Here is a 24,514-nt window from a genome sequence, read left to right as displayed (position 1 = left end):
CGGCAATCTGCCAGAGATGCACACGCAAGGCTAGAAGATGCGTTTTTCCTTTCTCCCCATCGTCATCCTGATGATGCCCATCCTCGAAATTGCCGGTTTCATCATCGTCGGCAAGGCAATCGGTTTATGGCTGACATTGGCGCTTGTCCTGTTCACCTCGTTTCTGGGGTTGCTCATCCTGCGGCTGGGCGGCATCGGCATGGTGAGAAACCTTCAGGATGCGGGCCGCACCGGTGCGCAGCCGGCGGATGAGCTTGTGAATGGCGCCATGCGCGTCGTTGCCGGGATCCTGCTCTTCATTCCCGGTTTCATTACCGACATTCTCGGCCTTCTGCTTCTGTCGCCAACCGTGCGGCGATTTTTCTGGAAAGCCTTCGGGCCGCGCGTCGTCGTTGCGGGTTCCTTTCGGCAATCCGGCCAGCAATCCGGTCCTCAGCCCGGTGATTTTTCCGGCTTTCGGAATGATCCGGGACATGCGCGCAATTCGAAGGTGGTGGATCTCGACGAGGAGGAGTTTCATCGCGAAGAGCCAAAGGGTTCCCCATGGTCGCGCAAACCGGACGATCGCGATCTGCCCAAACCCTGATCCGGGGCGGAATGGATCGCGATGACCCGATCACGAAGGGTTGTAAGCCCCCGGTCGAAATGATAGACCGCCTTCCACGAATTCACGCCGTGAGGAAATGTAATGACCGCTGAAAATGGTGCACAGGGCGCAGTAAGTCCTTCCCTCAACATTCTTGCCCAGTACATCAAGGATCTTTCCTTCGAAAATCCGGGTGCTCCTCGCTCGCTTCAGGCCCGTGACAATGCGCCGTCGATCAACATCAATGTCAACGTCAACGCAAACCCGATCTCGGGTTCGGATTTCGATGTTGTCCTGACGCTGAACGCGGAAGCCAAGGATGGCGACAAGGTGCTGTTCGCGGCCGAGCTGGTTTATGGCGGCGTGTTCCGCATCGCCGGCTTCCCGCAGGAACATATGCTGCCGGTGCTGTTCATCGAATGCCCGCGCCTGCTGTTCCCCTTCGCGCGCCAGATCATTGCGGACGTTACCCGCAACGGCGGTTTCCCGCCGCTGATGATCGATCCGATCGATTTCGCGCAGATGTTCGCCCAGCGCGTTGCCGAGGAACAGGCAAAGGCCAAGGTTCAGGCCGTACCGAACTAAGTGGCGCGGTTCTGCGCTGCAGAATTCAGACAAAACAAAACCCGGGTTCATGCCCGGGTTTTTCTTTAACGGCATTCACCGTTTCCGGTGCCTGGACAAGCATCAATTCTGGTAACGGTTCCAGATCGCCTTGTCGCCCATGCCGAGAACGAGTTTGCCATGGGCCGCAACAGTTTCCGTATCCAGCCTCGAGGGCAAAGCCCGCGGCCTTTGCAGCGGCTCAAGCGGAACGTCTTCCTCGACGATGATGGTTTCCTGCTTGGCGGCGGAACCGAAACCGAGCGCCGTCTGGCGCCCGCCGATCATTTCAATATAAACTTCGGCGAGCAGTTCGGAGTCGAGAAGAGCGCCGTGCTTGGTACGGTGGGAATTGTCGATGCCGTAACGTCGGCAAAGCGCGTCCAGCGAGTTCGGTCCCATGGGGTGCTTGCGGCGGGCGAGCGAAAGCGTATCCGTCACCAGATCGGCGGCGACCGGTTCAATGCCGAGACGAGCGAATTCCGCATTGATGAAGCCCATGTCGAATGTGGCGTTATGCGCCACCCAGCGCGCGCCCTCGAAGAAGTCACGAATCTGGTCGACGACCTCGGCGAATTTGGGTTTATCCTTCAGAAACTCGTCGGTAATCCCGTGAACGGCAAGTGCGTCGGGGTGAACCTTGCGATCTTCCGGGCTGATGTAGAGATGCAGCGTGCGGCCGGTGGGAAAGTGATTGATCAGCTCGATGCCGCCGATTTCAATCACGCGGTCCAGCTTCGATTCAAGGCCCGTGGTTTCCGTATCGAAAATGATCTCACGCATTCATCTCTCCGCGGCGCGACTCAGCGGCCAGTTTCTGCAGAACCTCTCTTACCTGATCCCGTGCCGCTTCGACACCATTTCCGGAATCGACAATAAAATCGGCGCGCCGGCGCTTTTCCGCATCGGGCATCTGCCGTGCGAGGATCATTTCGAATTTCTCTTCCGTCATTCCGGGTCGGGATAAAACCCGCTCTCGCTGAATCTCCGGCGCGCAGCTGACGACAACGACTTTATCGACCCGGCTTTCCGCCCCGGTTTCGAACAGCAGCGGAATATCGAGGAGGGCGAATTGCCGATCCTCTTTCCTTGCCTGCTCCAGAAAAGCCTCCTGCCTTCCGCGCACCAGCGGATGCACGATCTCTTCCAGTCTGCTGAAATTAGCCGGATTCTGCCGCAAGACCTCACCGAGTTTCTGCCTGTCCACCGCACCGGAAACGGTAGTGCCCGGAAAGGCCGCTTCGATCAGCGGGGCGGCTTCCGCCCGGTAAAGCCCGTGCACGACCTCATCCGAATCAAGAACCGGAACCCCTTCCCCGGCAAACAACTTTGCCGTCGTCGTTTTTCCCATTCCAATCGAGCCGGTGAGACCGATGACGATCATCAATGTTTCTCCATATCCTCGATGATGAGAGAACGCAGGGCCTCATCGACCTCCGGCGTTTTGCCGAACCATCGCTTGAAACCGGGTTTTGCCTGATGAAGCAGCATGCCGAGCCCGTCGACGGTTGCGATACCCTGCTCTTCCGCCATTTTCAGGATTGGTGTTTTCAACGGCACATAGACGATATCGGTTACAACGGCCTGATCTCCCAGCGGCGAAAAATCAATATGCGGCGCTTCCGTTCCATCCATGCCGAGCGACGTCGTATTCACGAAAAGCCCGGCACCCTGCATGACCTCATGAAGCGCTGCCTGCGGATGAGCAAAAACCCGCGGCCCAAAACGGTCAGCCAGTTCGCGCGCCCGTTCGACGGTACGGTTGAGGACGTGGATTTCGGCAATGCCGCGATCACGCAACGACTGAATGACCGCTCGGCTTGCGCCGCCGGCACCCAGAACCACTGCCCGCTCTGTCCTGTCCCAGCCCGGATGCCGCTCATCGAGATTGGAGACAAAACCATAACCGTCCGTATTGGTGGCGTGAAGCTCGCCCTCCTCCATCCAGACCGTGTTGGCGGCGCCGAGTTCTTCCGCCAGGGCATCTGGTCTGTCTGCCAGCCGGTAAGCCGCTTCCTTATGGGGAATGGTGACATTGCCGCCGACGGCCGTGCCCGGCTTGCCCTGCTTCAGCGTTGCAATGAAATTCGAGAAATCGTCCGGAGAGATTTCCACCGCTTTATAGGAGCCGGCAATGCCGAATTTCCTCAGCCAATAGGAATGGATAATAGGTGATCGCGAATGCTTGATCGGATAGCCGACAACGAAGGCGTTTATGGTTAATGTTTCACGTGAATCAGCCATCGATGACATCCATGTCGCGTAGCTTCGATAAAAGCGGCAGAAGCGGCAGACCGAGAATCGTGAAATAATCGCCCTTGATCGAGGTGAATAGCTGGATTCCCTCTCCTTCGAGCTGATAGGCGCCGACGCTGCTCAAGGCCTTTTCTCCCACCCGTTGCAGGTGGCGGGAGACAAATTCGGCGCTCAAAGTCCGAACGGTCAACTCGGCGCTGGAAACGACCTGCCACACCACCTCACCATGTCGGACGAGAACGGCAGCGCTGTTCAGGCGATGGACCTTGCCGGACAATGACAGCAGATGCGCTTCGGCCTCCGCCATGGTTTTCGGCTTGTGATAAACACGGGCGCCGAGCGCCATGGTCTGGTCGCAGCCGAGAATCAGTGCTTCCGGATAAAGCGCGCCAACCGCAAGAGCCTTGGCCCTGGCGAGTTCCAGCGCAACCTCTTCCGGACTGGCGCCGTCTCGTTCCAGCTGTTCATCGAGCGCACGCTCGTCAATATCCGCCGGGATGGCCGAAAATGTCAGCCCCGCATTGCGCATCAGCATCTGGCGGGATGCGCTGGACGAGGCGAGGATCAATTCTTGTTTCATCGACTGTCTGCTCCGAATGGTGCGATTCGGATTATCGTGTCCTCGAACGAAGGGCAAGGATCGCCGCCGCCGTTTCCTCGATGGAGCGGCGTGTGACATCGATCAGCGGCCAATTGTTGCGGGCACAGAGCGCACGTGCATATTTCAGCTCTTCCATGATGGTGGCGCGGTCCGTGTATCGACCACTGTCAAATCCGCCCGTCGCGCCGAGTTCCCGGTTTTCACGCACCTGCGATATCCGGTCCGATGTAGCGACTAGCCCGACGATCAACGGCCGCGTGGCCGCATAGAGGCTGTCGGGTAAAGGCACATTGGGAACGACCGGTATATTGGCGGTCTTTATCCCCCTGTTGGCGAGATAGATGCTGGTCGGTGTTTTTGAGGTGCGGCTGATGCCGATGATGACGATATCGGCCTCGTCATAGGTTTCGGGCATTTGCCCATCGTCATGATCCATGGCGAAATTGAGCGCCTCTATTCGGGCGAAATAATCCGCATTCAAGGCATGTTGCGCGCCCACCCGCCGTCTGGACGGCGCACCTAAATAGGTCTGGAAGATGCCGATAATGGGTTCAAGGACATTTACGCAGGGCACCCCGATCGCATGGCACCGCAGATCCAGAAACTCGGCCAGCTGCTGGTCGACGATCGTATAGAGAACAATGCCCGGTTCCTTGTCGATGAGGTCGACGACCTGTGCGAGCTGCTTCTGGTTTCGAATCATCGGATAGACATGCTCCACCGGCATGGAAGCGTGGAACTGTGCCGAAACGGCCCGACCGGCCGACATCAGAGTCTCTCCCGTTGAGTCCGAAATCAGGTGCAGATGGAAGAAGCTTTTTTTGTTCTCCACGCTGTTTTTCTCCCGCTGTTGATAAACCGGGACAAATCTCCGAATTGTCCTGCGGGTCGAACCGCGACGTGAATAAAGTGGTGTTTTTCCACAATCCGCAAGTGGCTTCAATCGTCTCCGGCGTGCTTGTGAATTGTTGGAAGAATGTGAAACCGTTCAAAATTTTCCCCAGACTATCCACAGTCGAACTGTTTTTCCGGATCTCTATAAATAACTGAAATTATTCATAAAATTTCTATTTTCCGGATTATTCCAAAACAATTGGGCCGATAACATCCGCAGGCGCGCTTGGAATTTTACGGCTGCGGCATTTCGACTGGAATGATTTTAATCCTTGCTACCCACAGACTCTAAGAAATAGAAAATCTTTTAAATCTCTTTGATTTTATTTTTTAGAAGCTGGGTGCCATGAGCGAACGTAAGGTTATGACGGTGTTGAACGGGCAGACGGTCACACCGCCGCCCATATGGCTGATGCGACAGGCTGGGCGTTATCTTCCCGAGTATAGGGAAACGCGAAAGAGCGCCGGCAGTTTCCTCGATCTCTGTTATAATCCCGAACTGGCGACGGAGGTTACTCTCCAACCCATTCGCCGGTTCGGGCTGGATGCCGCCATTCTCTTTTCCGACATTTTGGTGATACCCGACGCGCTTCATCGCAACGTATCTTTCAGCGAAGGAAAAGGTCCGGCCATGGACCCGATCGATGTCAGCGGTATCGAGAAGCTGGATGCAGCAAATGTCATGGCGCATCTTTCTCCCGTTTTCGAAACCGTTTCCCGTCTGCGCACCTCTTTGCCCGATGAAACGACACTTCTCGGTTTTTGCGGCGCGCCGTGGACGGTTGCGACTTATATGATCGCGGGACACGGAACGCCGGATCAGGCCCCGGCGCGGCTGTTCGGTTATCAGGAACCGGTGGCCATGGAAAAGCTGCTGGCTTTCCTCGCCGACGTTTCCGCCGATTATCTGGTGGCGCAGATCGATGCAGGCGCGGATGCGGTTCAAATCTTCGATTCCTGGGCCGGTGTGCTCGGTGAGAAGGAATTTGAGGATTATGCGATAAAACCCGTTGCCCGCACTATCGCATCGGTGCGCGCCCGTCGGCCTTCGGCAAAAATCATCGCCTTCGCCAAGGGGGCTGGTTATCTTCTCAAGGATTATCGTCGCAAGACGGGCGCCGACGCCATTGGGCTCGACTGGTCGGTGCCGCTGAGCTTTGCCAGGGATTTGCAGAAGGAAGGGCCCGTGCAGGGCAATCTCGACCCCATGCTGATGGTGGCGGGCGGCAAGGCTCTGCGAGATGGTATAGATGCGGTGCTGCAGGCTCTTGCACAGGGTCCGCTGATATTCAATCTCGGTCATGGCATCACCCCCCAGGCTGACCCGGAAAACGTCACCCGGCTGGTGCAGCGGGTGCGTTCCGGCGGAGCCGGGGCATGAGCGGCGAAAAACAGACCTCCGCCCGTTCCGGAAACCGGGCGGCTTTGCGCGCCGGCATCGCGCTCGGTGTCTTTGCTGCCTTCGTCGCCCTGTTATTTTATGCCGATCCGGCCGATCTCTATCTCTGGATCAAGGCGCTGCATATCATAGCCGTCATTTCCTGGATGGCGGCGATTTTTTACCTGCCACGGCTCTTCATCTACCACACGGATGCGCCCGCCGGTTCGCAGCAGTCAGAAACCTTCAAGGTGATGGAGCAGCGGCTGATCAAGGTGATCATGAACCCGGCGATGATGATATCCTGGATATTGGGACTTTATCTCGCCTGGTCTGTTTATGGTTTTTCCGGCAGCTGGCTGCATGCAAAGATCGCGCTGGTGGTGCTTCTGACTGCGACCCATGTTTATTTCACGCGCAGTGCAAAACGTTTCGCGCGGGATGAAAATACGCGGCCTGCCCGTCACTGGCGGTTGATGAACGAGGTTCCGACGGTGCTGATGATCCTCATCGTCATACTTGTGGTTGTGAAACCCTTCGGTTAAGACGGTGCGACGATAAATTTCGCGGAATTCGTGCTTTCCTCTTGCAGCGGCCGTGTTCAATCGCTATTTTCGGGCCACTCATCTTCGTGGCATGTGAATTATTCAGTCATCTGCGGTATCTCCCACAGCATCTGATTCGCGAACACGCCCTCCCCCGACATTACATTATCAAACGGTCTTCTCTTCATGGCTGAAATGAAGCTTCAGGAACTTAAGAGCAAATCGCCTACCGACTTGCTGACTTTTGCCGAATCCCTGGAAGTTGAAAATGCGAGCACCATGCGCAAGCAGGAGCTCATGTTCGCAATCCTCAAGGTTCTCGCGAGCCAGGACATCGAAATCATCGGCGAGGGCGTCGTTGAAGTCCTGCAGGACGGTTTCGGGTTCCTGCGATCCGCAAATGCAAATTATCTGCCTGGTCCGGACGATATCTATATCTCGCCGTCGCAGATCCGCCGCTTCTCGCTGAAGACCGGCGATACAGTCGAAGGCCCGATCCGCGGCCCCAAGGAAGGCGAACGTTATTTCGCGCTTCTCAAGGTCAATACGATCAATTTCGACGATCCGGAAAAGATCCGCCACAAGGTTCACTTCGACAATCTGACGCCGCTTTATCCGAATGAGCGCTTCAAGATGGAACTGGATGTTCCGACCTCGAAGGATCTGTCGTCGCGTGTGATCGATCTCGTCGCGCCGCTCGGCAAGGGTCAGCGCGGATTGATCGTGGCGCCGCCACGCACAGGTAAGACGGTTCTGCTTCAGAACATCGCCCATTCCATCACGGCAAACCATCCGGAATGCTACCTGATCGTTCTCCTGATCGATGAGCGTCCGGAAGAAGTGACCGACATGCAGCGTTCCGTGAAGGGCGAGGTTGTGTCCTCCACCTTCGATGAACCGGCCGTTCGTCACGTGCAGGTCGCCGAGATGGTCATCGAAAAGGCGAAGCGCCTGGTCGAACATGGTCGTGACGTCGTCATTCTGCTCGATTCCATCACGCGCCTCGGCCGTGCCTACAACACGGTTGTTCCCTCCTCCGGCAAGGTTCTGACGGGTGGTGTGGACGCCAACGCCTTGCAGCGTCCGAAGCGTTTCTTCGGTGCCGCTCGTAACATCGAAGAAGGCGGTTCGCTGACCATCATCGCCACCGCGCTGATCGATACCGGCAGCCGCATGGATGAAGTCATCTTCGAAGAATTCAAGGGTACCGGTAACTCGGAAATCGTGCTCGACCGCAAGGTTGCCGACAAGCGCATCTTCCCGGCACTGGATATTCTGAAATCCGGTACGCGTAAGGAAGACCTGCTGGTGCCGCGTCAGGATCTGCAGAAGATTTTCGTTCTTCGCCGTATTCTCGCGCCGATGGGTACGATGGATGCCATCGAATTCCTGATCGACAAGCTGAAGCAGACAAAGAACAATTCGGATTTCTTCGAATCGATGAATACCTGATCCGAACTTTAGCCGGATTCATCATAAGAGTTTTAAAGCCGTATCCGTTTATTCGGATGCGGCTTGACTGTTTTAGACCGAGGTGAATGATGCCAGCTTCCGCCGATACGATCTATGCGCTTTCCAGCGGTGCCCTGCCGGCGGGTGTGGCTGTTCTCAGGATCAGCGGCTCGAGGGCTTTCCATGCCCTGGAGATGTTGACGGGCCGGGAACTTCCTTCACCACGAAAGGCTATGCTCTGCTCGATTCGGAATCGAAACGATGAGATCATCGACCAGGCGCTGGTAGTCGCCTTTCCAGCTCCAAACTCTTTCACGGGTGAGCATTGTGTTGAAATTCATAGCCATGGCAGTCGCGCAGTCCTGGCTTCAATTTTTGCCGAACTGGAAAATCTTGAGGGACTTCGGCCTGCCGATGCCGGTGAATTCTCCCGTAGAGCCTTCGAAAATGGCAAGATGGATCTCCTTGAGGTCGAAGGCCTCGCCGATCTGTTGCAGGCTGAAACGGAAATGCAGCGGCGGCTGGCAGTAGAACAGAGCACTGGCAAATTGTCGGCACTCTATGATGGCTGGGCCAGCCGCCTGACACACGCTCGCGCTCTCATCGAAGCGGAGCTGGATTTTGCCGACGAGGAGGATGTTCCGGATTCCGTGGCGGCTCAGGTTTGGGTAGCCATGGCGCTTCTCAAAAAGGAAATCGGCGATCATCTTCAGGGTGGCGAAGGCGGCGAAATCATTCGCGACGGATTCAAGGTCGCGCTCGTGGGTGAACCGAATGCGGGCAAATCCACTCTTTTGAACGCCCTTAGCGGCCGCGATGTTGCTATCGTTACCGATATTGCCGGCACCACGAGAGATGTCTTGAGCGTCGATATCAATCTGGAAGGATATCTGGTCCGGATATTCGATACGGCAGGAATACGGGAAACACAGGATGTTGTGGAGCTTGAAGGTGTAAGGCGCGCGGTTCTGACGGCGGAAACAGCAGATCTCATTCTCCTGCTGCAGGATAAGGATTCGTTTCCGAAACAATCTCTCGAATCGTTCAAGAACCAGAGCTATTTGCGGGTTAGAACGAAAACAGCGCTTCATTCCCCCATCTTGGATGATGGATTTGACTTGTCTATCTCAGCCAAGGAAGGAATAGGCTTGAACGAACTGCGTTCGATGCTGAAGCAGGAGATAGAAAAACGCGTCGGCGCCGGCCAGACTTTGGTTCCCGCGCGCGCCAGGCATAAAAAACGACTTGAAGAGACGCTGAACTATGTTAGTGATGCGCTCGATTCCGAGACCCTGGACCTTGCGATAAGGTCGGAATATTTAAGACTCGCGGCGACATCGCTCGGACGGATCACCGGCCGCGTTGATGTGGAAGATTTGCTAGGCGTGATCTTCTCGGAATTCTGCATAGGAAAATGATTCACGTGAAACATCGACGGCCGAGGCGGTGATGTCGATGCTGAGAGAACAGGGCGCAAGGATATGCACCAGTCATTCGATGTCATTGTTATTGGTGGTGGCCACGCGGGCAGCGAAGCCGCGGCCGCTGCCGCAAGGCATGGTGCAAAAACCGCTCTTGTTACCCACAAGCGTGAGACGATTGGCGTCATGTCCTGCAACCCCGCCATCGGCGGTCTGGGAAAGGGACACCTCGTTCGGGAAATCGATGCGCTGGATGGCTTGATGGGTCGGGTTGCCGATGCAGCGGGCATCCAGTTCCGCATGCTCAATCGCAAAAAGGGACCGGCCGTCCGTGGTCCGCGCACGCAAGCCGACCGGCGGCTCTACCGCGAAGCCATGCAGCGTGAGGTCGATGCGATTGATAACCTGACCATCATTGAAGGCGATGCTTTCGATATTGAGATGGCAGATGATCGCGTCGCAGCCGTTATCATGAAGAACGGTAGCCGGATTCCTTGTGGCGCGGTTGTGCTGACGAGCGGCACTTTCCTGCGCGGTCTCATTCATATCGGTTCCGAAAAGATTCCGGCGGGACGCGTGGGAGAAATGCCGTCTGTTGGCCTCTCGGACACGCTCTCGCGGCTGGGTCTCGTTATGGGTCGCCTGAAAACGGGCACCCCTGCTCGACTGGACGGACGCACGATTGACTGGAATGCGGTGGATCGGCAGGCCGCCGATGAGGATCCTGTCCCCTTTTCCTTCATGACGGATCGTATTCTCAATCCGCAAATAGAATGTGGTGTAACTCGCACCACCCCGGCTGGCCACAAGATCATTCAGGAGAATATTCATCTGTCGGCGATGTATTCTGGACAGATTGAAGGGGTTGGTCCGCGTTATTGCCCGTCGATTGAGGATAAAATCACCCGTTTCGGTGAACGAGACGGACATCAGATATTCCTCGAGCCGGAAGGTCTCGACGATGACACTATTTATCCAAACGGCATATCGACGTCCCTTCCCGCTTCTGTTCAGGAGCAATTTATCCGAACGATACCGGGTCTTGAACAGGTGACGATACTGCAGCCGGGTTACGCGATCGAATATGACTATGTCGATCCACGCGAGCTGAAGCCGTCGCTGGAATGCCGCAAGATTCCCGGATTGTTTCTGGCTGGCCAGATTAATGGCACGACGGGTTATGAAGAAGCGGGCGCTCAGGGTCTCGTTGCCGGCTTGAATGCATCGCTTTATGCGGGCAATGCCGATCCGGTCTATTTTAGCCGAACCGAGTCTTATATCGGCGTCATGATTGATGACCTGACGTCGAAAGGTGTCAGCGAACCCTACCGCATGTTTACATCCAGAGCGGAGTATCGTCTTTCGCTGCGCGTGGACAATGCGGATTTGCGGCTTACACCAGTCGGTCAGATGGCTGGCATTGTCGGCCGCGCGCGGCAGGAACGCTTCGCAAATTTCATTTCCGATCTGGATCGCGGTCGTGAGCTGATGAGGGCGATTTCCATCAGCCCATCCCAGGCGGCGAAGCAGGGGTTGAAACTTAATCAGGACGGTCAACGCCGGTCCGTTTATGAATTGCTGGCCTATCCGGATATGACTCTCGAGGTTCTTACCGAACATTGGCCGGAATTGGGCGCCCTTGACGGAAAAGTTGCCGAGGTCTTGCAGATCGAGGCGAGTTATGCGGTCTATATGCAGAGGCAGAGCGCTGATATCGTCGATATCAAGCGGGACGAAGACAGAAAAATCCCGGATGGCTTTGATTTTAAGAGTCTGTCAGGCCTCTCCAACGAGCTTAAACAAAAGCTGGAAAAGGCCCGTCCTGAGAATATTGCCCAGGCCGCTCGTGTTGACGGCATGACACCGGCTGCGATATCGCTGCTGCTCGCACTTCTGCGGAAGGATTCCGCAACGCGAAGTGAAAAATTACGCATGCACCAATAGCGAGTCGGATTATGAAGATAAACGGCCAGAGTGTTTCACGTGAAACACAGGAAAGGCTCGAACATTTTGTCGAGCTTTTTAAGAAGTGGAACAGAACCACAAATCTGGTAGCGCCTTCCACTCTCGCCGAGCTCTGGAACCGGCATGTGGCCGACAGTGCGCAAATATTCCAGCTCTCCCCTCAGCCAAAAAAGTGGATTGATCTTGGAAGCGGTGGCGGATTCCCCGGTGTCGTCACCGCGATTTTTCTGGCGGAGCTTGGCGACGGTTGGGTTGATCTGGTCGAAAGCAATAATAAAAAGGCGGCATTCTTGCGAATTGCACTGAAGGAAACCGGTGCAAGAGGTGCAGTCCACCCCGTCAGGATCGAAACAGCACCGGAAATCATTAAAAATTGCGACGCTGTTTCAGCGCGCGCGCTCGCCGAACTGGATCTGCTTTTCGATTATATTCATCCTTGGGCGCAGAATAACCCGAATCTCAAGGCCTATTTTAATAAAGGCCGGGATTATGATTCTGAAGTGCAGAAAGCACATGGTCGCTGGGAGTTTGATCTGGTAAAACATCAGAGTGCCATTGAGGCAGATTCTGTTGTTCTTGAAATCAGCAACCTCGCTTTGAGGCGCTGATGAGCTGGCCAGGTGCGGCATGACTTTGGAAAAAAACCGGATTATCGCAGTTGCAAACCAGAAAGGCGGCGTTGGTAAAACAACAACCGCCATCAATCTGGCTACCGCGCTGGCGGCTATTGGTGAGCGCGTGCTGATTGTGGATCTGGACCCGCAGGGTAATGCGAGTACCGGACTTGGAATCGACCGCAAGGAGCGCAAGCTTTCGTCCTATGATCTTCTGGTGGGAGATCATGGGGTAGCGGAAGTTGCTGTTCCCACCGCCGTTCCCAATCTCGACATCGTCCCCTCCACGATGGATTTGCTCGGTTTCGAAATGCAGGTCGCGAATGTTTCCAACCGCGTTTTTCTGCTGCGTGCGGCCATGGAGACGCAGGAAGCCAGAGGTTACTCCTATATTCTCGTCGACTGCCCTCCTTCTTTCAATCTTTTGACCATGAATGCCATGACGGCCGCACATTCCGTGCTCGTGCCGCTGCAATGCGAGTTCTTTGCACTGGAGGGCCTTAGCCAGTTGCTGGATACGGTCAGTCAGATTCGTGGATCGGTGAACCCGCAGCTCGATATACAGGGCATCGTTCTTACGATGTTCGATGCGCGAAATAATCTTGCACAGCAGGTTGTTTCCGACGTGCGCACGCATCTGGGCGAAAAGGTTTACCACACGCTCATTCCACGCAATGTGCGTGTTTCCGAAGCGCCGTCCTATGGTAAACCGGCAATTCTCTATGATCTGAAATGTGCCGGCAGCCAGGCCTATCTGCAACTGGCGTCCGAAGTGATTCAGAGAGAGCGTCTGCGCAAAGCCGCCTGACGTTTGCCGGAATGTATGGAGTAATATCTTATGAGTGATGATCTTTCCAAGCGTCGGCTGGGGCGCGGTCTTGCCGCATTGATCGGAGAAATGGACCAGCCTGTGCCGGTGGGTGAGCCCCAGCGCGCTGTTAACGCCGATCGTACCATCCCCATCGAATTCATCGCTCGCAGCCAGAGAAACCCGCGGCGTCATTTCGATGAGAATGAGCTGCAGGATCTTGCCGCCTCCATTCGTCAGCATGGAATTGTTCAGCCTGTAGTTGTAAGAACGGTTGGAGTCAACCGATACGAGATTATTGCGGGTGAAAGACGCTGGCGTGCGGCGCAGCTGGCGGGCTTTACCGATGTTCCCGTCATCGTTCGCGATGTGGATGACCGCACGGCGCTGGAACTGGCAATTGTCGAAAACGTACAGCGTTCCGACCTCAATCCGCTTGAAGAAGCGATGGGGTATGAGCAGCTGATCGCCGAACACGGCTATACGCAGAATGATCTCGGCGAAATCATCGGCAAAAGCCGAAGCCACGTTGCCAACAGCCTGCGGCTTTTGAAGCTTCCCGATCCGGTACGGGATATGCTGGCGGATGGTTCGCTCTCCGCAGGTCATGCCCGCGCGCTTGTTTCCACTTCCGATCCGGCGACGCTCGCGAAAACAATCGTATCCAAGGGACTTTCGGTCCGTGATGCCGAGCGCCTGGCGCAGAACGATATCAAATCGCAGGGCGATGTCGCGGAGAAGCGACCTGCGGCGGAAAAGGATTCCGATACGATCGCGCTCGAACGCAGCCTGTCCGATGCTCTCGGGCTGGATGTGAAGATCAGCCACAAGGGCGGATCGGGGCAAATCCGTATTGGTTATCGGACACTGGAACAGCTTGAAGCGGTATGCCGGCTTCTGGAGCAGAAATAAGTAACTATTTGTTTTAAAATATAAAATACCCGCCAAAGGCGGGTATTTTTATTTATGGCGCTCAAAAATCGATGGCCCGGCCTTTTATTTCGTAGTCGCCGAAACGCACGGGTTCCGCGCCGCCGCGGCCGCCGGTTTCCGGCGGCAGCTGGAGATCGGCCTGTTGCTTGCGCCGTTCTTCCGCTTCTTTCAACGCTCGCTGCGCCGCCGGCGAAAGTCGCTTCACACTTTCCGCGCCACTGTCTGTGGCGTTGTCATTATCTGCATTCTGCATGAAATCCTCCCTATGACGGGATATTGAAATACGTTTGCCGCTTACCAGATTATATAATCCGAGGGGCTTTATAAACCCCGGAATATTCCCGGTGAGTGACAAGGAGAGTTTAACGGATGAACATGATGCGCACGGCAATGCTTCTGGCCTTCATGACCGCATTGTTCATGGGTGTCGGTTTTCTGATCGGCGGCAAGGGCGGTATGATGATCGCCCTGGTCATCGCGGCTGGTATGAATATTTTTTCCTACTGGAACTCTGACAAGATGGTTCTCTCCGCCTATCATGCGCGGGAGATCGACGAGGCGAATGCGCCCGAATTTTTTCACATGATCCGCGACCTGTCGCAAAATGCCGGTCTGCCAATGCCGAAGGTCTATATTTACGATAGCCCGCAACCCAATGCCTTCGCGACCGGGCGGAATCCGCAGAACGCCGCTGTTGCCGCTTCGACAGGACTGCTGGAGCGTCTGACGCCCGAGGAAGTGGCCGGTGTCATGGCGCATGAGCTTGCGCATGTGCAGAATCGGGATACGCTGACCATGACGATCACCGCCACGCTGGCGGGCGCCATCTCCATGCTCGGCAATTTTGCCTTCTTCTTCGGCGGTAACCGGGAGAACAACAATAACCCGCTCGGCTTTATCGGCGTGCTGGTCGCGATGATCGTGGCGCCGTTGGCAGCGATGCTGGTGCAGATGGCGATTAGTCGTACGCGGGAATATTCCGCCGACCGGCGCGGCGCGGAAATCTGCGGCAACCCGCTCTGGCTTGCTTCCGCCTTGCAGAAGATTTCGGGCATGGCGCAGCGCATTCACAATGACGATGCCGAGCGCAACCCGGCAACGGCGCATATGTTCATCATCAATCCGCTTTCCGGCGAGCGCATGGACAATCTTTTCTCCACCCATCCGAATACGGAAAACCGCGTGGCGGCGCTGCATGCGATGGCACAGGAGTTTTCCCCGCGAGGATCGACGCCGCCGCCATCGGGTGATAGACCTCTGCGCAAATCAGGCTCCGTTCCCAAAACAGGCTGGGGACGAGGCAATGAAAACGAGCGCAAGGGGCCGTGGTCTTGACATCCGATATTCAGAATAAGCCGGCGCGGTCCAGAAAACCGAGACCGGCAAATGGGAGGGGCCGTGAAGACGGCCCTTCGTCTTTCCAGGACAAGCCGGGTCTCGCCGCGCGCATCGCCGCCACCCGCATTCTCGCCGCCGTTCTGGAAAAGAAGACCTCGCTGGATGGGATGCTCGATAGCGAAAACGGCAATCCCGTCTATCGAGCCCTGTCGCTTGCGGACCGGGCGCTGGTGAGAGCCATCGTCAACAGCGCGCTTCGCCACCTCCCCCGGATTGAAGCGGCATTGTCGATGCTGCTTGATGGGCCGTTGCCGCAGGGCGCGCGTTCGCTGCATCACGTTCTTGTCGTAGGTGCGGCGCAGATGCTTTACCTCGATGTACCGGATCATTCCGCTGTCGATCTCGCCGTGGAGCAGGCTCACCGCGATCCGCGCAACCGGCGTTTCGTCAAACTGGTGAACGCCGTTCTCCGACGGCTCGGTCGTGAAAAAGCGGATATCGAAAAGGCCGTCGCCGGCGTTCCGGTATTGCCGGATTGGTTCCATGCGCGGCTTGTTTCCGCTTACGGCAATGAGGTTGCGCAAAGGATTTCGGAGGCGCAGCTGACACCCTCCTCAATTGATCTGACGATCAAGGCTGATCCCGCTCTCTGGGCGGAAAAACTGGGCGGTACGCTCATGCCGAATGGCAGCGTGCGTCTGGGTGAATTCGAGGGGCAGATCCCATCGCTCGAAGGCTTCGCCGAGGGTGCATGGTGGGTGCAGGATCTCGCCGCCAGCATGCCGGTTCGGCTTATGGGCGACATCGCGGGCAAACGTGTCGCAGATCTCTGTGCTGCTCCTGGCGGCAAGACGGCGCAGCTTGCGCTGGCGGGCGCCAGGGTGACGGCGCTGGATCAGTCCGGTAACCGTCTTCGTCGCCTCAGGGAAAATCTCGACCGGCTTGGTCTCCGTGCCGAAACGGTGGAGGCCAATATGCTGAAGTACCAGCCGGAGCAGCTTTTTGACGCGGTCCTCCTCGATGCGCCCTGTTCTTCCACCGGGACACTTCGCAAACATCCCGATGTCTGCTGGACCAAGGATGAGAACGACATTGCCAAACTCGCTGCCCTTCAGGGCCAGATGCTGCGGCATGCGCTGACCCTTGTTGGCCCGGGCGGTCTCGTGGTCTTCTCCAATTGCTCGCTCGATCCTTCCGAAGGAGAAGCGATGATTGCTGAGGTTCTGGCGGAAAATCCGGGTGTGGAGCGTGTTGCCGTCCGCCGCGAGGATTGGCCCGGAATGGAAGCGGCCATCAGCCCCAATGGCGATCTTCGCACGACACCGGACATGTTCGGCGGTGTCGATGGGTTTTTTAGCAGTGTCTTGCGTAAGAAGTAGAAAAAAGCCAAGCTTTCGCGAATCATTAGATATTTATCGAAAACGTTCCGGTCGTCGCGGTTCACTGATAAAAACAAAACATGTGAAACGGGAAACACAGCTTGTTAGGGTCCTTTGCAGGCAGCATGAATGCCGCCGGTCTTCTGTCGCGGATGGCGTATCGTCATCTGTGTGTCGGCCTCACCCCTTTGCGCCTGCATATGTCGCGATTTGCCACTCGTGCGCCGGACGGTCTGGTGGCGGCGCCGACCGATCTCAGAGCCATCGATCCCTATTTCGCCGAGGAACTGTTGCGAGGCCGCATCGCGCTGGCCGGGCGTGTCGTCGAAACCGGCGGAGCTTCGCCATTTCAGGTGGAATATCCCTCGGCGGTCTTTGAAGAACGGCTGCATGCATTCAGTTGGCTGCGGCATATTCGCTCCGATAAATCGAGCGAGGCCTGCAAACGGGCGCGCCGCATCGTTGCGGAATGGATGGTGCTTCATGGCAAACGGCTTGCAGGCACTGCCTGGTCGCCGGAAATCGCCGCGCAAAGGCTGATTGCCTGGCTTTCGCACTCTCCCGTGGTTTTATACGAGGCCGATGCCGGCTTTTATCGACGGTTCCTGAAAAGCCTCGCCTTTCATGTGCGTTATCTCGAAAGAATCGTCCGACACGCGCCCGATGGCGAAGCGCGGCTGAGGATCAGGATTGCCTTGGCCATGGCTTCCATCGCCATGCCAACGCGCCTTTCGCGGATCACGCGGAATGGAATGAAGCTGGCTCAGGAAATGGAACGCCAGATTCTGCCCGATGGCGGGCATGTTTCCCGCAATCCACGCGTCATGCTGGACCTGCTGCTCGATCTCCTGCCGCTTCGGCAAAGTTATATCAATCTCGGCCATGATCTGCCCTCCGGCCTGGTACCGGCCATAGACCGCATGTTCCCGGCGATCCGGTTCTTCCGGCATCAGGGCGGCGATCTCGCGCTGTTCAACGGCGCCACGGCGACGCTCGCCAATGAGCTTGTTTCCGTGCTGCGCTATGACGAAACGGCCGGCCGGCCCTCCAAGGTCCTGCCGGACGTGAACTATCACCGGCTTGCGACGGACGATACGGTCATCATCGTGGATACGGGCTATCCCGGCTCGGCGGAGCTTTCACGCAATGCCCATTCGGGTTGCCTGTCTTTCGAAATGTCCTGCGGCAAGAACCGCTTCATCGTCAATTCCGGCTTTCCGCGCAACGCCGCGCCGGAATATCAGCGGGCCAGCCGGTCCACGGCGGCGCATTCCACCGTCACGCTTGCGGATACATCTTCCTGCAGACTGTCGCGCTCGCGGCTGCTTGGTCCGATCATGGTATCAGGCGTCAGCCACGTCGACAGCCGGCGTGGAACGGATGCAAACGGCAATGACGTTCTCTGGGCGTCTCACGACGGTTATTTGCAGAATTTCGGCTGCTACCATGAGCGGGAAATAGAATTGAATGCGGCCGGTACCAAGATAAAGGGCCGGGATCTGCTTCGGGCCGATGCGAGTGCGGCGAAAACGCAATTGCAGTCGGTCACGGCGGTTTCACGTTTCCATATTCATCCCCACATTCAGATACACCAGCGGGATGAGGAGTCTGCCTATCTGGAGGCAGCGGATGGAACCGTCTGGCTGTTGTCTGCACCCGGACTGGAGCTTTTCGTCACCGAGGATGTCTTCATGGCCGATGCATCCGGTATGCGCCCGTCGCAGCAGATCGAGCTCCCCTTCAATCTCGCAAATACGCGGGAAATCCGCTGGCTCATCGAACGCCAGGCCTAGACAATTTCCGGCGATGCCGGTCAAAAACCACCATAGTTTTCACCGTTCGGCATCCCCGCTGTTTATTAATCCGGTAAGCTGTGTTAACGCGGCGGCAATTGCTGGATCAATCCCATTCCAGCCTGTCCTCCCCGTTAAACGGAGTATGCCTGATGGCCGTCGTGTCCAAGAAAATCCCCGCCCCCGATAAGGTCAAAATCCGCACGGCGCTTCTTTCCGTGTCCGACAAGACTGATATTATCGAGCTGGCGACGGTTCTGTCGAAGCTTGGCGTCAAGCTCCTGTCGACCGGTGGAACCGCGAAAACCATTGCCGAAGCAGGCCTGCCTGTGACGGATGTCTCCGACGTAACGAATTTTCCCGAGATCATGGACGGCCGCGTCAAGACACTGCATCCCAATGTCCATGGCGGGCTCCTTGCCATCCGGGACGATGCGGAGCATGTCGAGGCGATGAAGGCGCACGGCATCGAGGCAATCGATCTCTCGGTCATCAATCTCTATCCTTTCGAAGAAGTTCGCGCCAAGGGCGGCGATTATCCGACGACGGTGGAAAACATCGATATTGGCGGCCCGGCGATGATCCGCGCTTCCGCCAAGAACCACGCCTATGTCACGGTGGTTACCGACCCGTCTGACTACCCCGATCTGGTTGAGGCCCTGCAGGCCGATGACGGCCAGACGTCCTATGCGCTGCGCCAGCGTTTTGCCGCCAAGGCCTATGCCCGCACCGCCGCCTATGATGCGGTGATTTCCAACTGGTTTGCCGAGGCGCTTGCAATCGAAACGCCGGATTACCGCGCCATCGGCGGCGTGCTGAAGGAAAAGATGCGATATGGCGAAAACCCGCACCAGAGCGCTGGTTTTTACCTCACCGGCGAAAAGCGTCCTGGTGTCGCAACCGCGACGCTGCTCCAGGGCAAGCAGCTTTCCTATAACAACATCAATGACACCGATGCAGCTTACGAGCTCGTTGCGGAATTCCTGCCGGAAAACGCGCCGGCAGTCGCTATCATCAAGCATGCCAATCCCTGCGGCGTAGCGACAGGTCCGACACTTGCCGAAGCTTACCGGCGGGCGCTGGCATGCGATTCCGTTTCCGCTTTTGGTGGCGTGATTGCCCTGAACCGCACGCTCGATGCGGAAACGGCGGAAGAAATCGTCAAGCTCTTCACCGAAGTCATCATCGCGCCTGATGTCACCGAAGAAGCCAAGTCCATCATTGCCCGCAAGCCGAACCTGCGCCTTCTGGCCGCTGGCGGCCTGCCTGATCCGCGCGCGGCCGGTATTACCGCAAAGACCGTCTCGGGCGGCCTGCTGGTGCAGAGCCGCGACAATGGCATGGTCGAGGATCTGGACCTCAAGGTCGTCACCAAGCGTGCGCCGACGTCGCAGGAACTTGAAGACATGAAGTTTGCCTTCAAGATCGCCAAGCATGTGAAGTCCAATGCCGTCATTTACGCCAAGGACGGGCAGACCGCGGGTATTGGCGCAGGTCAGATGAGCCGTGTGGATTCGGCCCGTATCGCTGCCCAGAAGGCGGAAGATGCCGCCAAGGCTCTTGGCCTTGCCGAACCGTTGACGCGCGGCTCCGCCGTCGCCTCGGAAGCATTTTATCCCTTTGCCGACGGTTTGCTCGCCGCGATTGCCGCAGGTGCCACCGCCGTCATCCAGCCGGGCGGCTCCATGCGCGATCAGGAAGTGATCGACGCCGCGAATGAGCATAATGTGGCGATGGTCTTTACCGGCATGCGCCACTTCCGCCACTAAGCGCGGAAATAGGCAGAAATGACAAAGGCCCGGAAATCACTTTCCGGGCCTTTTGTTTCACGTGGGACAGTCTTGGTGCGGCAGGTTCAGGTCACGGCCCCAACCTGCCACGGCACAAATTCATTGTCGCCGTAGTCGTAGATCTCGCTGACGGTCTTGTCGCCGGAAGCCACCGCCAGAATATGTTCGAAAATTCGTTTGCCGGATTCTTCAATGGTTTCAGCGCCGGTGACGATCTCGCCGCAATTGATATCCATGTCTTCCTTCATGTGTTCATACATTTCGGAATTGGTGGCGATCTTGATGCAAGGTGACGGCTTGAAGCCCGAAACCGAGCCGCGGCCGGTGGTGAAACAGATGACGTTGCAGCCGCCGGCGACCTGTCCGGTGACGGCAACGGGGTCATAGCCGGGCGTATCCATGAAGACGAAACCCTGTTCCGTCACGGTTTCGGCGAACTCATAAACCGCCTTCAGCGGCATGGAGCCGCCCTTGGCGACCGCGCCCAGCGATTTTTCCAGAATGGTGGTCAGGCCGCCAAGCTTGTTGCCGTGGGAGGGGTTGTTATTGAGTTCGTCGCCATTACGGGCGGTATAATCACGCCACCAGTCGATACGCTGTAGCAGCTTTTCGGCGACGGCAGGGGTGACGGCGCGCTTCGTCAGGAGGTGTTCAGCGCCGTAAATCTCCGGCGTCTCCGAGAGGACCGTGGTTCCACCGTTGCGGACGATGAGGTCGGAGGCATAACCCAGAGCCGGGTTGGCGGAAATGCCGGAATAACCATCCGAACCGCCGCATTCCAGCGCCACCTTCAGCTTGGAAAGCGGTTGCTCCGTGCGGCGGGCGGCATTGACCATCGGCAGCATGGCCTTGATCTCGGCAATCGCCGCATCGATCGTCTTGCGGGTGCCGCCATGCTGCTGGATCGTCATGGTGCGCAGCCGCTCTCCTTCTTCCATCTTGTAATGTTCGAGAATGGGCGCGATCTGGTTGGTCTCGCAACCGAGGCCGATCAGCAGAATGCCGCCGAAATTCGGATGGCGGGCATAGCCCTGAATTGTGCGGATCAGCAGGCGGTAACCTTCCGATTTCGTATTCAGCGCACAGCCGCCGCCATGGGTCAGCGCCACGACGCCATCAACATTGTCGAAACCATCAAGGCCACCCTGCTTGTTGAAATAATCCGCGATGTAACGCGAAACCGTGGCGGAACAGTTCACCGAAGCGATGACGCCGATATAGTTTCGTGTTCCGACGCCACCAAGGCCGCGGTCATAACCCCTGAACGTCCGGCGTTCGGCTTCCGGCACCATGCCCTTTTCTTCGATATCAACGCTGAACTGATGCGCGTGTTCGGAAGGCACCATGGCGAGATTGTGCAGGTGCACGTGCCGGCCGGGTTCGATATCCTGGGTCGCTATACCGATGACCTGTCCGTATTTCAGCACCTCATCGCCCGATTTGATGAATTTGAGGGCCACCTTGTGCCCGCGCCCGATCAGTTCGAGCGCTGCCAGATCGCCCCTGCCCGTCGCACCGCCGGCCGGAATGGACCGACGCGCCACCGCGACATTGTCGTTGGCGTTCAGCAAAATGGTTGCCTCGGAATTCTCACTCACGGGTTTTCCTCCTCCCGGTATATTGCCTGCTATGTTTCTAGATCAGTTTTCGACCCAGCGTCTCTTCGAACCTTCCAGATGGGTATGCATGGCGGCCTGCGCCAGCAGCGGGTCTTTCAGTTCAAGCGCCGCCAGAATGGCCTCGTGTTCCTGAAGCGCGTGGGTCCAGGTATCGCGGTCTTCGAATTTCACGCGAAGCTGGGCCGAAATGGGGCTGTGGCGCTCATCGAAGAGGTTCGCCACCATTCGCGCCAAAACGCTGTTACCGGATTGCTCGGCTATGGTGACGTGAAACAGCCGATCCTGATCCAGAGGCTTGCGGCCGGCCTCTATTTCCCGCTGCATGGTATTGAGTATCTGGCGGAGGGTCGCGATTGTCTCATCGGTCATCCGGCTTGCCGCCAGCACAATGGTCGCCCCCTCCAGCGCGGCGCGCGCTTGCATCAGTTCGGAGGGGCTGTCACCCAGCGATTTGGTATGGTGGGTCGTCTGCAACGCTTCCGCCGACACATAAACCCCGGAACCCATGCGAATTTCGACGGTGTTGTCGATTTCAAGCGCAATCAGCGCCTCGCGCAAGGAAGGCCTCGATACACCGAGCTTCTGTGCCAGTTCGCGTTCGGCGGGAAGCCGCGTGCCGGGCAGGAATTCACCCATATCGATGAGTTCGCGTATCTGGTCCGCAATTTGCTGATAAAGCCTGCGCGGTTCCGCTATTTTGGCCTGACCACTCATGTGTTTTTCGACGAGTCCTGTCTGCAATCCGTATTTGGCCTTACCGTAACGCCAAGTGTTTCAATACGCAAGGAATTACTTAAATATATGAAATTACGTATTTATTTTCAGTTATCGTTTTATATATTGCTTCCGTTTTGAATACGGCTTCGCAAATTTTGGCCTAATTGGCTTGACCATTCTGAAAAACCGGCCTAACCATTTGGCCTGTTCATGACCCCGGTGGAGCGGGGATACGGGTGGGAGGTTTCCAGATGTCGCAGGGCGCATCGACAATTCGGGGCGATTTTTCGCCTGAACAGATGGCGCATGGACAGCATGCGGTGCTCCTGCGCCTCGATAACATCAGCAAGGAATTTCCCGGCGTAAAAGCACTGTCGAACGTGCATTTCGATCTGCGCGCCGGCGAGGTACATGCCGTCTGCGGTGAGAATGGCGCGGGAAAATCGACGCTGATGAAGATCGTCAGCGGCGTCTATCAGCCGAGCGACGGCACCATCCTTCACAAAGGTGTGAAGGTGCAATATGCATCGCCGCTGGAATCCGAAGCCGCCGGCATCGCCATCATCCACCAGGAACTGAACCTCGTTCCGCATCTTTCCGTTGCCGAAAACATCTATCTTGCGCGCGAACCGCGGCGCGGTTTCCTCGTCGACCGCAAGAAGCTGCGTCTCGATGCCAAGTGCTGTCTCGACCGGTTGGGTGTCGATATCGACCCTGACCAGATCGTCCGCGGTCTTTCGGTCGCCCAATGTCAGATGGTGGAAATCGCCAAGGCGCTTTCTCTTGACGCTGAAGTGCTCATCATGGATGAGCCGACCTCCTCGCTGACCGAGCAGGAGACGCGGCTCCTGTTCAAGGTCATTCGCGATCTCAAGGCATCCGGTGTCGGGATCGTTTATATTTCCCACCGTCTCGATGAAATGGCCGAAATCGTCGACCGTGTGACGGTTCTGCGCGACGGACGCTATATTTCGACCGACGACTTCGCTTCGATCACCGTTGACGACATCGTCACACGCATGGTCGGGCGTTCGCTGGAAGACAAATTCCCCGAGCGTACATCGCGCCCCACGGAAGATGTTATTTTTTCCGTCGAGGGCCTGACGCGCAGCGGCGTGTTCCACGACGTCGGTTTTTCGCTGCGACGTGGTGAAATCCTCGGTTTTGCCGGGCTGATGGGTGCCGGCCGCACCGAAGTCGCCCGGGCGATCTTCGGCGCCGATCCGCTCGATGCGGGCAGGATCGTTTTCAACGGGCGCGAACTTTCGATCAGCTCGCCGCAGGACGCCATCGAAGAAGGCATCGCCTATCTCTCGGAAGACCGCAAAAGCGATGGCCTCGCCATCAAGATGTCGGTGGCGGCCAATACGACGCTTGCCAATCTCGGCGAGGTTTCCAACCGTTTCGGGCTGATCGACTTCAAGAAACATGACGATGTGGCAAAGCGCTACGTCGATCTCCTGAATATTCGTACCCCCTCGATCGGGCAGACGGTAAGGCTGCTTTCCGGCGGCAATCAGCAGAAAATCATCATCGGCAAATGGTTGTTCCGGCAATCTCGTGTGCTGTTCTTCGACGAGCCAACACGCGGCATCGATGTCGGCGCGAAATTCGCGATCTACAAGATCATGGACGAGCTCGCCGCGCAGGGTATCGGCGTCATTCTCATCAGTTCGGAACTGCCGGAAATTCTGGGGCTGACGGATCGTATCGCCGTTTTCCACCAGGGCCGGATTACGGGTGTGCTCGAAACCGCCAAGACCAATCAGGAAGAAATCATGCGGTATGCGTCCGGTTACGGCCGGACCGCGCAGTGAGGAAC

23 protein-coding genes are annotated in these 24,514 nt (G+C 57.0%); 15 read left to right on the top strand and 8 right to left on the bottom strand.

Features of this window, described 5'->3' with window-relative positions:
* The first annotated feature begins 37 nt into the window (after positions 1–37).
* Together ACQZ60_RS22455 and secB are read left to right on the top strand one after the other, a co-directional pair.
* On the top strand, positions 38–586 hold the full coding sequence (locus ACQZ60_RS22455; RefSeq protein WP_020809862.1) for an FxsA family protein: 549 nt from the start codon (positions 38–40) through the stop codon (positions 584–586).
* A gap of 102 nt (positions 587–688) precedes the next feature.
* Complete coding sequence (secB, locus tag ACQZ60_RS22450) at positions 689–1,171, top strand: protein-export chaperone SecB (protein ID WP_003521154.1); 483 nt, start codon at positions 689–691, stop codon at positions 1,169–1,171.
* A gap of 102 nt (positions 1,172–1,273) precedes the next feature.
* Here the strand turns inward: secB and dnaQ are convergent, their stop codons facing one another.
* Genes dnaQ through ACQZ60_RS22425 form a run of 5 tightly spaced genes read right to left on the bottom strand, consistent with a single transcriptional unit; the run spans position 1,274 to position 4,878 of the window.
* Positions 1,274–1,972, bottom strand: a complete 699-nt coding sequence (gene dnaQ, locus ACQZ60_RS22445; RefSeq protein WP_020809861.1) for a DNA polymerase III subunit epsilon — start codon at positions 1,970–1,972, stop codon at positions 1,274–1,276.
* Positions 1,965–2,573, bottom strand: coding sequence for a dephospho-CoA kinase (gene coaE, locus ACQZ60_RS22440; protein WP_020809860.1), 609 nt, complete (start codon positions 2,571–2,573; stop codon positions 1,965–1,967). The genes dnaQ and coaE overlap by 8 nt, the downstream gene beginning before the upstream one ends.
* On the bottom strand, positions 2,573–3,433 hold the full coding sequence (locus tag ACQZ60_RS22435; protein WP_031233761.1) for a shikimate dehydrogenase: 861 nt from the start codon (positions 3,431–3,433) through the stop codon (positions 2,573–2,575). Before ACQZ60_RS22435 ends, coaE begins: the two co-directional genes overlap by 1 nt.
* A complete protein-coding gene (locus ACQZ60_RS22430) occupies positions 3,426–4,025 on the bottom strand; it encodes a Maf-like protein (RefSeq protein WP_448736146.1) in 600 nt (199 codons plus the stop codon). The genes ACQZ60_RS22435 and ACQZ60_RS22430 overlap by 8 nt, the downstream gene beginning before the upstream one ends.
* Before the next feature lie 31 nt (positions 4,026–4,056).
* The gene (locus ACQZ60_RS22425) at positions 4,057–4,878 is read right to left on the bottom strand and encodes a pyruvate, water dikinase regulatory protein (protein ID WP_003521149.1); all 822 of its coding nucleotides are present in this window, start codon (positions 4,876–4,878) and stop codon (positions 4,057–4,059) included.
* A gap of 408 nt (positions 4,879–5,286) precedes the next feature.
* Between ACQZ60_RS22425 and hemE the strand changes: the two genes are divergently transcribed.
* From hemE to ACQZ60_RS22385, 8 genes are all read left to right on the top strand, one after another.
* A complete protein-coding gene (gene hemE, locus ACQZ60_RS22420; RefSeq protein WP_031233759.1) occupies positions 5,287–6,321 on the top strand; it encodes a uroporphyrinogen decarboxylase in 1,035 nt (344 codons plus the stop codon).
* Entirely contained in the window at positions 6,318–6,863 is a 546-nt protein-coding gene (gene hemJ / locus ACQZ60_RS22415) for a protoporphyrinogen oxidase HemJ (RefSeq protein WP_448736145.1), read from the top strand. The genes hemE and hemJ overlap by 4 nt, the downstream gene beginning before the upstream one ends.
* A gap of 186 nt (positions 6,864–7,049) precedes the next feature.
* The gene (gene rho / locus ACQZ60_RS22410; RefSeq protein ID WP_004444236.1) at positions 7,050–8,315 is read left to right on the top strand and encodes a transcription termination factor Rho; all 1,266 of its coding nucleotides are present in this window, start codon (positions 7,050–7,052) and stop codon (positions 8,313–8,315) included.
* Between the two features lie 86 nt (positions 8,316–8,401).
* Positions 8,402–9,733 (top strand): tRNA uridine-5-carboxymethylaminomethyl(34) synthesis GTPase MnmE, encoded by a 1,332-nt coding sequence (gene mnmE, locus ACQZ60_RS22405; protein ID WP_448736144.1) that lies wholly within the window; start codon positions 8,402–8,404, stop codon positions 9,731–9,733.
* Between the two features lie 63 nt (positions 9,734–9,796).
* Complete coding sequence (mnmG, locus tag ACQZ60_RS22400) at positions 9,797–11,680, top strand: tRNA uridine-5-carboxymethylaminomethyl(34) synthesis enzyme MnmG (RefSeq protein ID WP_448736143.1); 1,884 nt, start codon at positions 9,797–9,799, stop codon at positions 11,678–11,680.
* Between the two features lie 11 nt (positions 11,681–11,691).
* Positions 11,692–12,309 (top strand): 16S rRNA (guanine(527)-N(7))-methyltransferase RsmG, encoded by a 618-nt coding sequence (gene rsmG, locus ACQZ60_RS22395; RefSeq protein ID WP_003521143.1) that lies wholly within the window; start codon positions 11,692–11,694, stop codon positions 12,307–12,309.
* A 19-nt stretch (positions 12,310–12,328) separates the two neighbouring features.
* A complete protein-coding gene (locus ACQZ60_RS22390; protein WP_003521142.1) occupies positions 12,329–13,123 on the top strand; it encodes a ParA family protein in 795 nt (264 codons plus the stop codon).
* 30 nt (positions 13,124–13,153) lie between these two features.
* Positions 13,154–14,035, top strand: coding sequence for a ParB/RepB/Spo0J family partition protein (locus ACQZ60_RS22385; protein WP_003505321.1), 882 nt, complete (start codon positions 13,154–13,156; stop codon positions 14,033–14,035).
* Positions 14,036–14,096: 61 nt separating this feature from the next.
* Here ACQZ60_RS22385 and ACQZ60_RS22380 read toward each other — a convergent pair whose 3' ends face one another.
* Complete coding sequence (locus ACQZ60_RS22380; protein ID WP_003520210.1) at positions 14,097–14,309, bottom strand: DUF1674 domain-containing protein; 213 nt, start codon at positions 14,307–14,309, stop codon at positions 14,097–14,099.
* A 116-nt stretch (positions 14,310–14,425) separates the two neighbouring features.
* On the opposite strand from ACQZ60_RS22380, the gene htpX reads away from it, so the two are divergent.
* The 4 genes from htpX to purH all read left to right on the top strand — a co-directional run bounded on the left by htpX (position 14,426) and on the right by purH (position 20,335).
* Positions 14,426–15,391 carry a zinc metalloprotease HtpX gene (gene htpX, locus ACQZ60_RS22375; RefSeq protein ID WP_003520211.1) on the top strand — a complete coding sequence of 322 codons (966 nt, stop codon included), beginning with the start codon at positions 14,426–14,428 and terminating at the stop codon, positions 15,389–15,391.
* Positions 15,388–16,773, top strand: coding sequence for an RsmB/NOP family class I SAM-dependent RNA methyltransferase (locus tag ACQZ60_RS22370; protein ID WP_031233757.1), 1,386 nt, complete (start codon positions 15,388–15,390; stop codon positions 16,771–16,773). Before htpX ends, ACQZ60_RS22370 begins: the two co-directional genes overlap by 4 nt.
* Before the next feature lie 125 nt (positions 16,774–16,898).
* Positions 16,899–18,566: a heparinase II/III family protein gene (locus ACQZ60_RS22365; RefSeq protein ID WP_448736168.1), complete on the top strand. Its 1,668-nt coding sequence runs from the start codon at positions 16,899–16,901 to the stop codon at positions 18,564–18,566.
* Between the two features lie 152 nt (positions 18,567–18,718).
* Complete coding sequence (purH, locus tag ACQZ60_RS22360) at positions 18,719–20,335, top strand: bifunctional phosphoribosylaminoimidazolecarboxamide formyltransferase/IMP cyclohydrolase (protein WP_020809850.1); 1,617 nt, start codon at positions 18,719–18,721, stop codon at positions 20,333–20,335.
* 86 nt (positions 20,336–20,421) lie between these two features.
* Here the strand turns inward: purH and ACQZ60_RS22355 are convergent, their stop codons facing one another.
* Positions 20,422–21,954 carry a UxaA family hydrolase gene (locus ACQZ60_RS22355; RefSeq protein WP_020809849.1) on the bottom strand — a complete coding sequence of 511 codons (1,533 nt, stop codon included), beginning with the start codon at positions 21,952–21,954 and terminating at the stop codon, positions 20,422–20,424.
* A 42-nt stretch (positions 21,955–21,996) separates the two neighbouring features.
* A complete protein-coding gene (locus ACQZ60_RS22350; protein WP_020809848.1) occupies positions 21,997–22,689 on the bottom strand; it encodes a FadR/GntR family transcriptional regulator in 693 nt (230 codons plus the stop codon).
* Between the two features lie 254 nt (positions 22,690–22,943).
* On the opposite strand from ACQZ60_RS22350, the gene ACQZ60_RS22345 reads away from it, so the two are divergent.
* Complete coding sequence (locus ACQZ60_RS22345) at positions 22,944–24,509, top strand: sugar ABC transporter ATP-binding protein (protein WP_448736142.1); 1,566 nt, start codon at positions 22,944–22,946, stop codon at positions 24,507–24,509.
* Positions 24,510–24,514 lie beyond the last annotated feature (5 nt).

Source organism: Agrobacterium sp. 22-223-1 (assembly GCF_053522385.1).
This window is presented reverse-complemented; position numbering and strand designations above follow the sequence as displayed.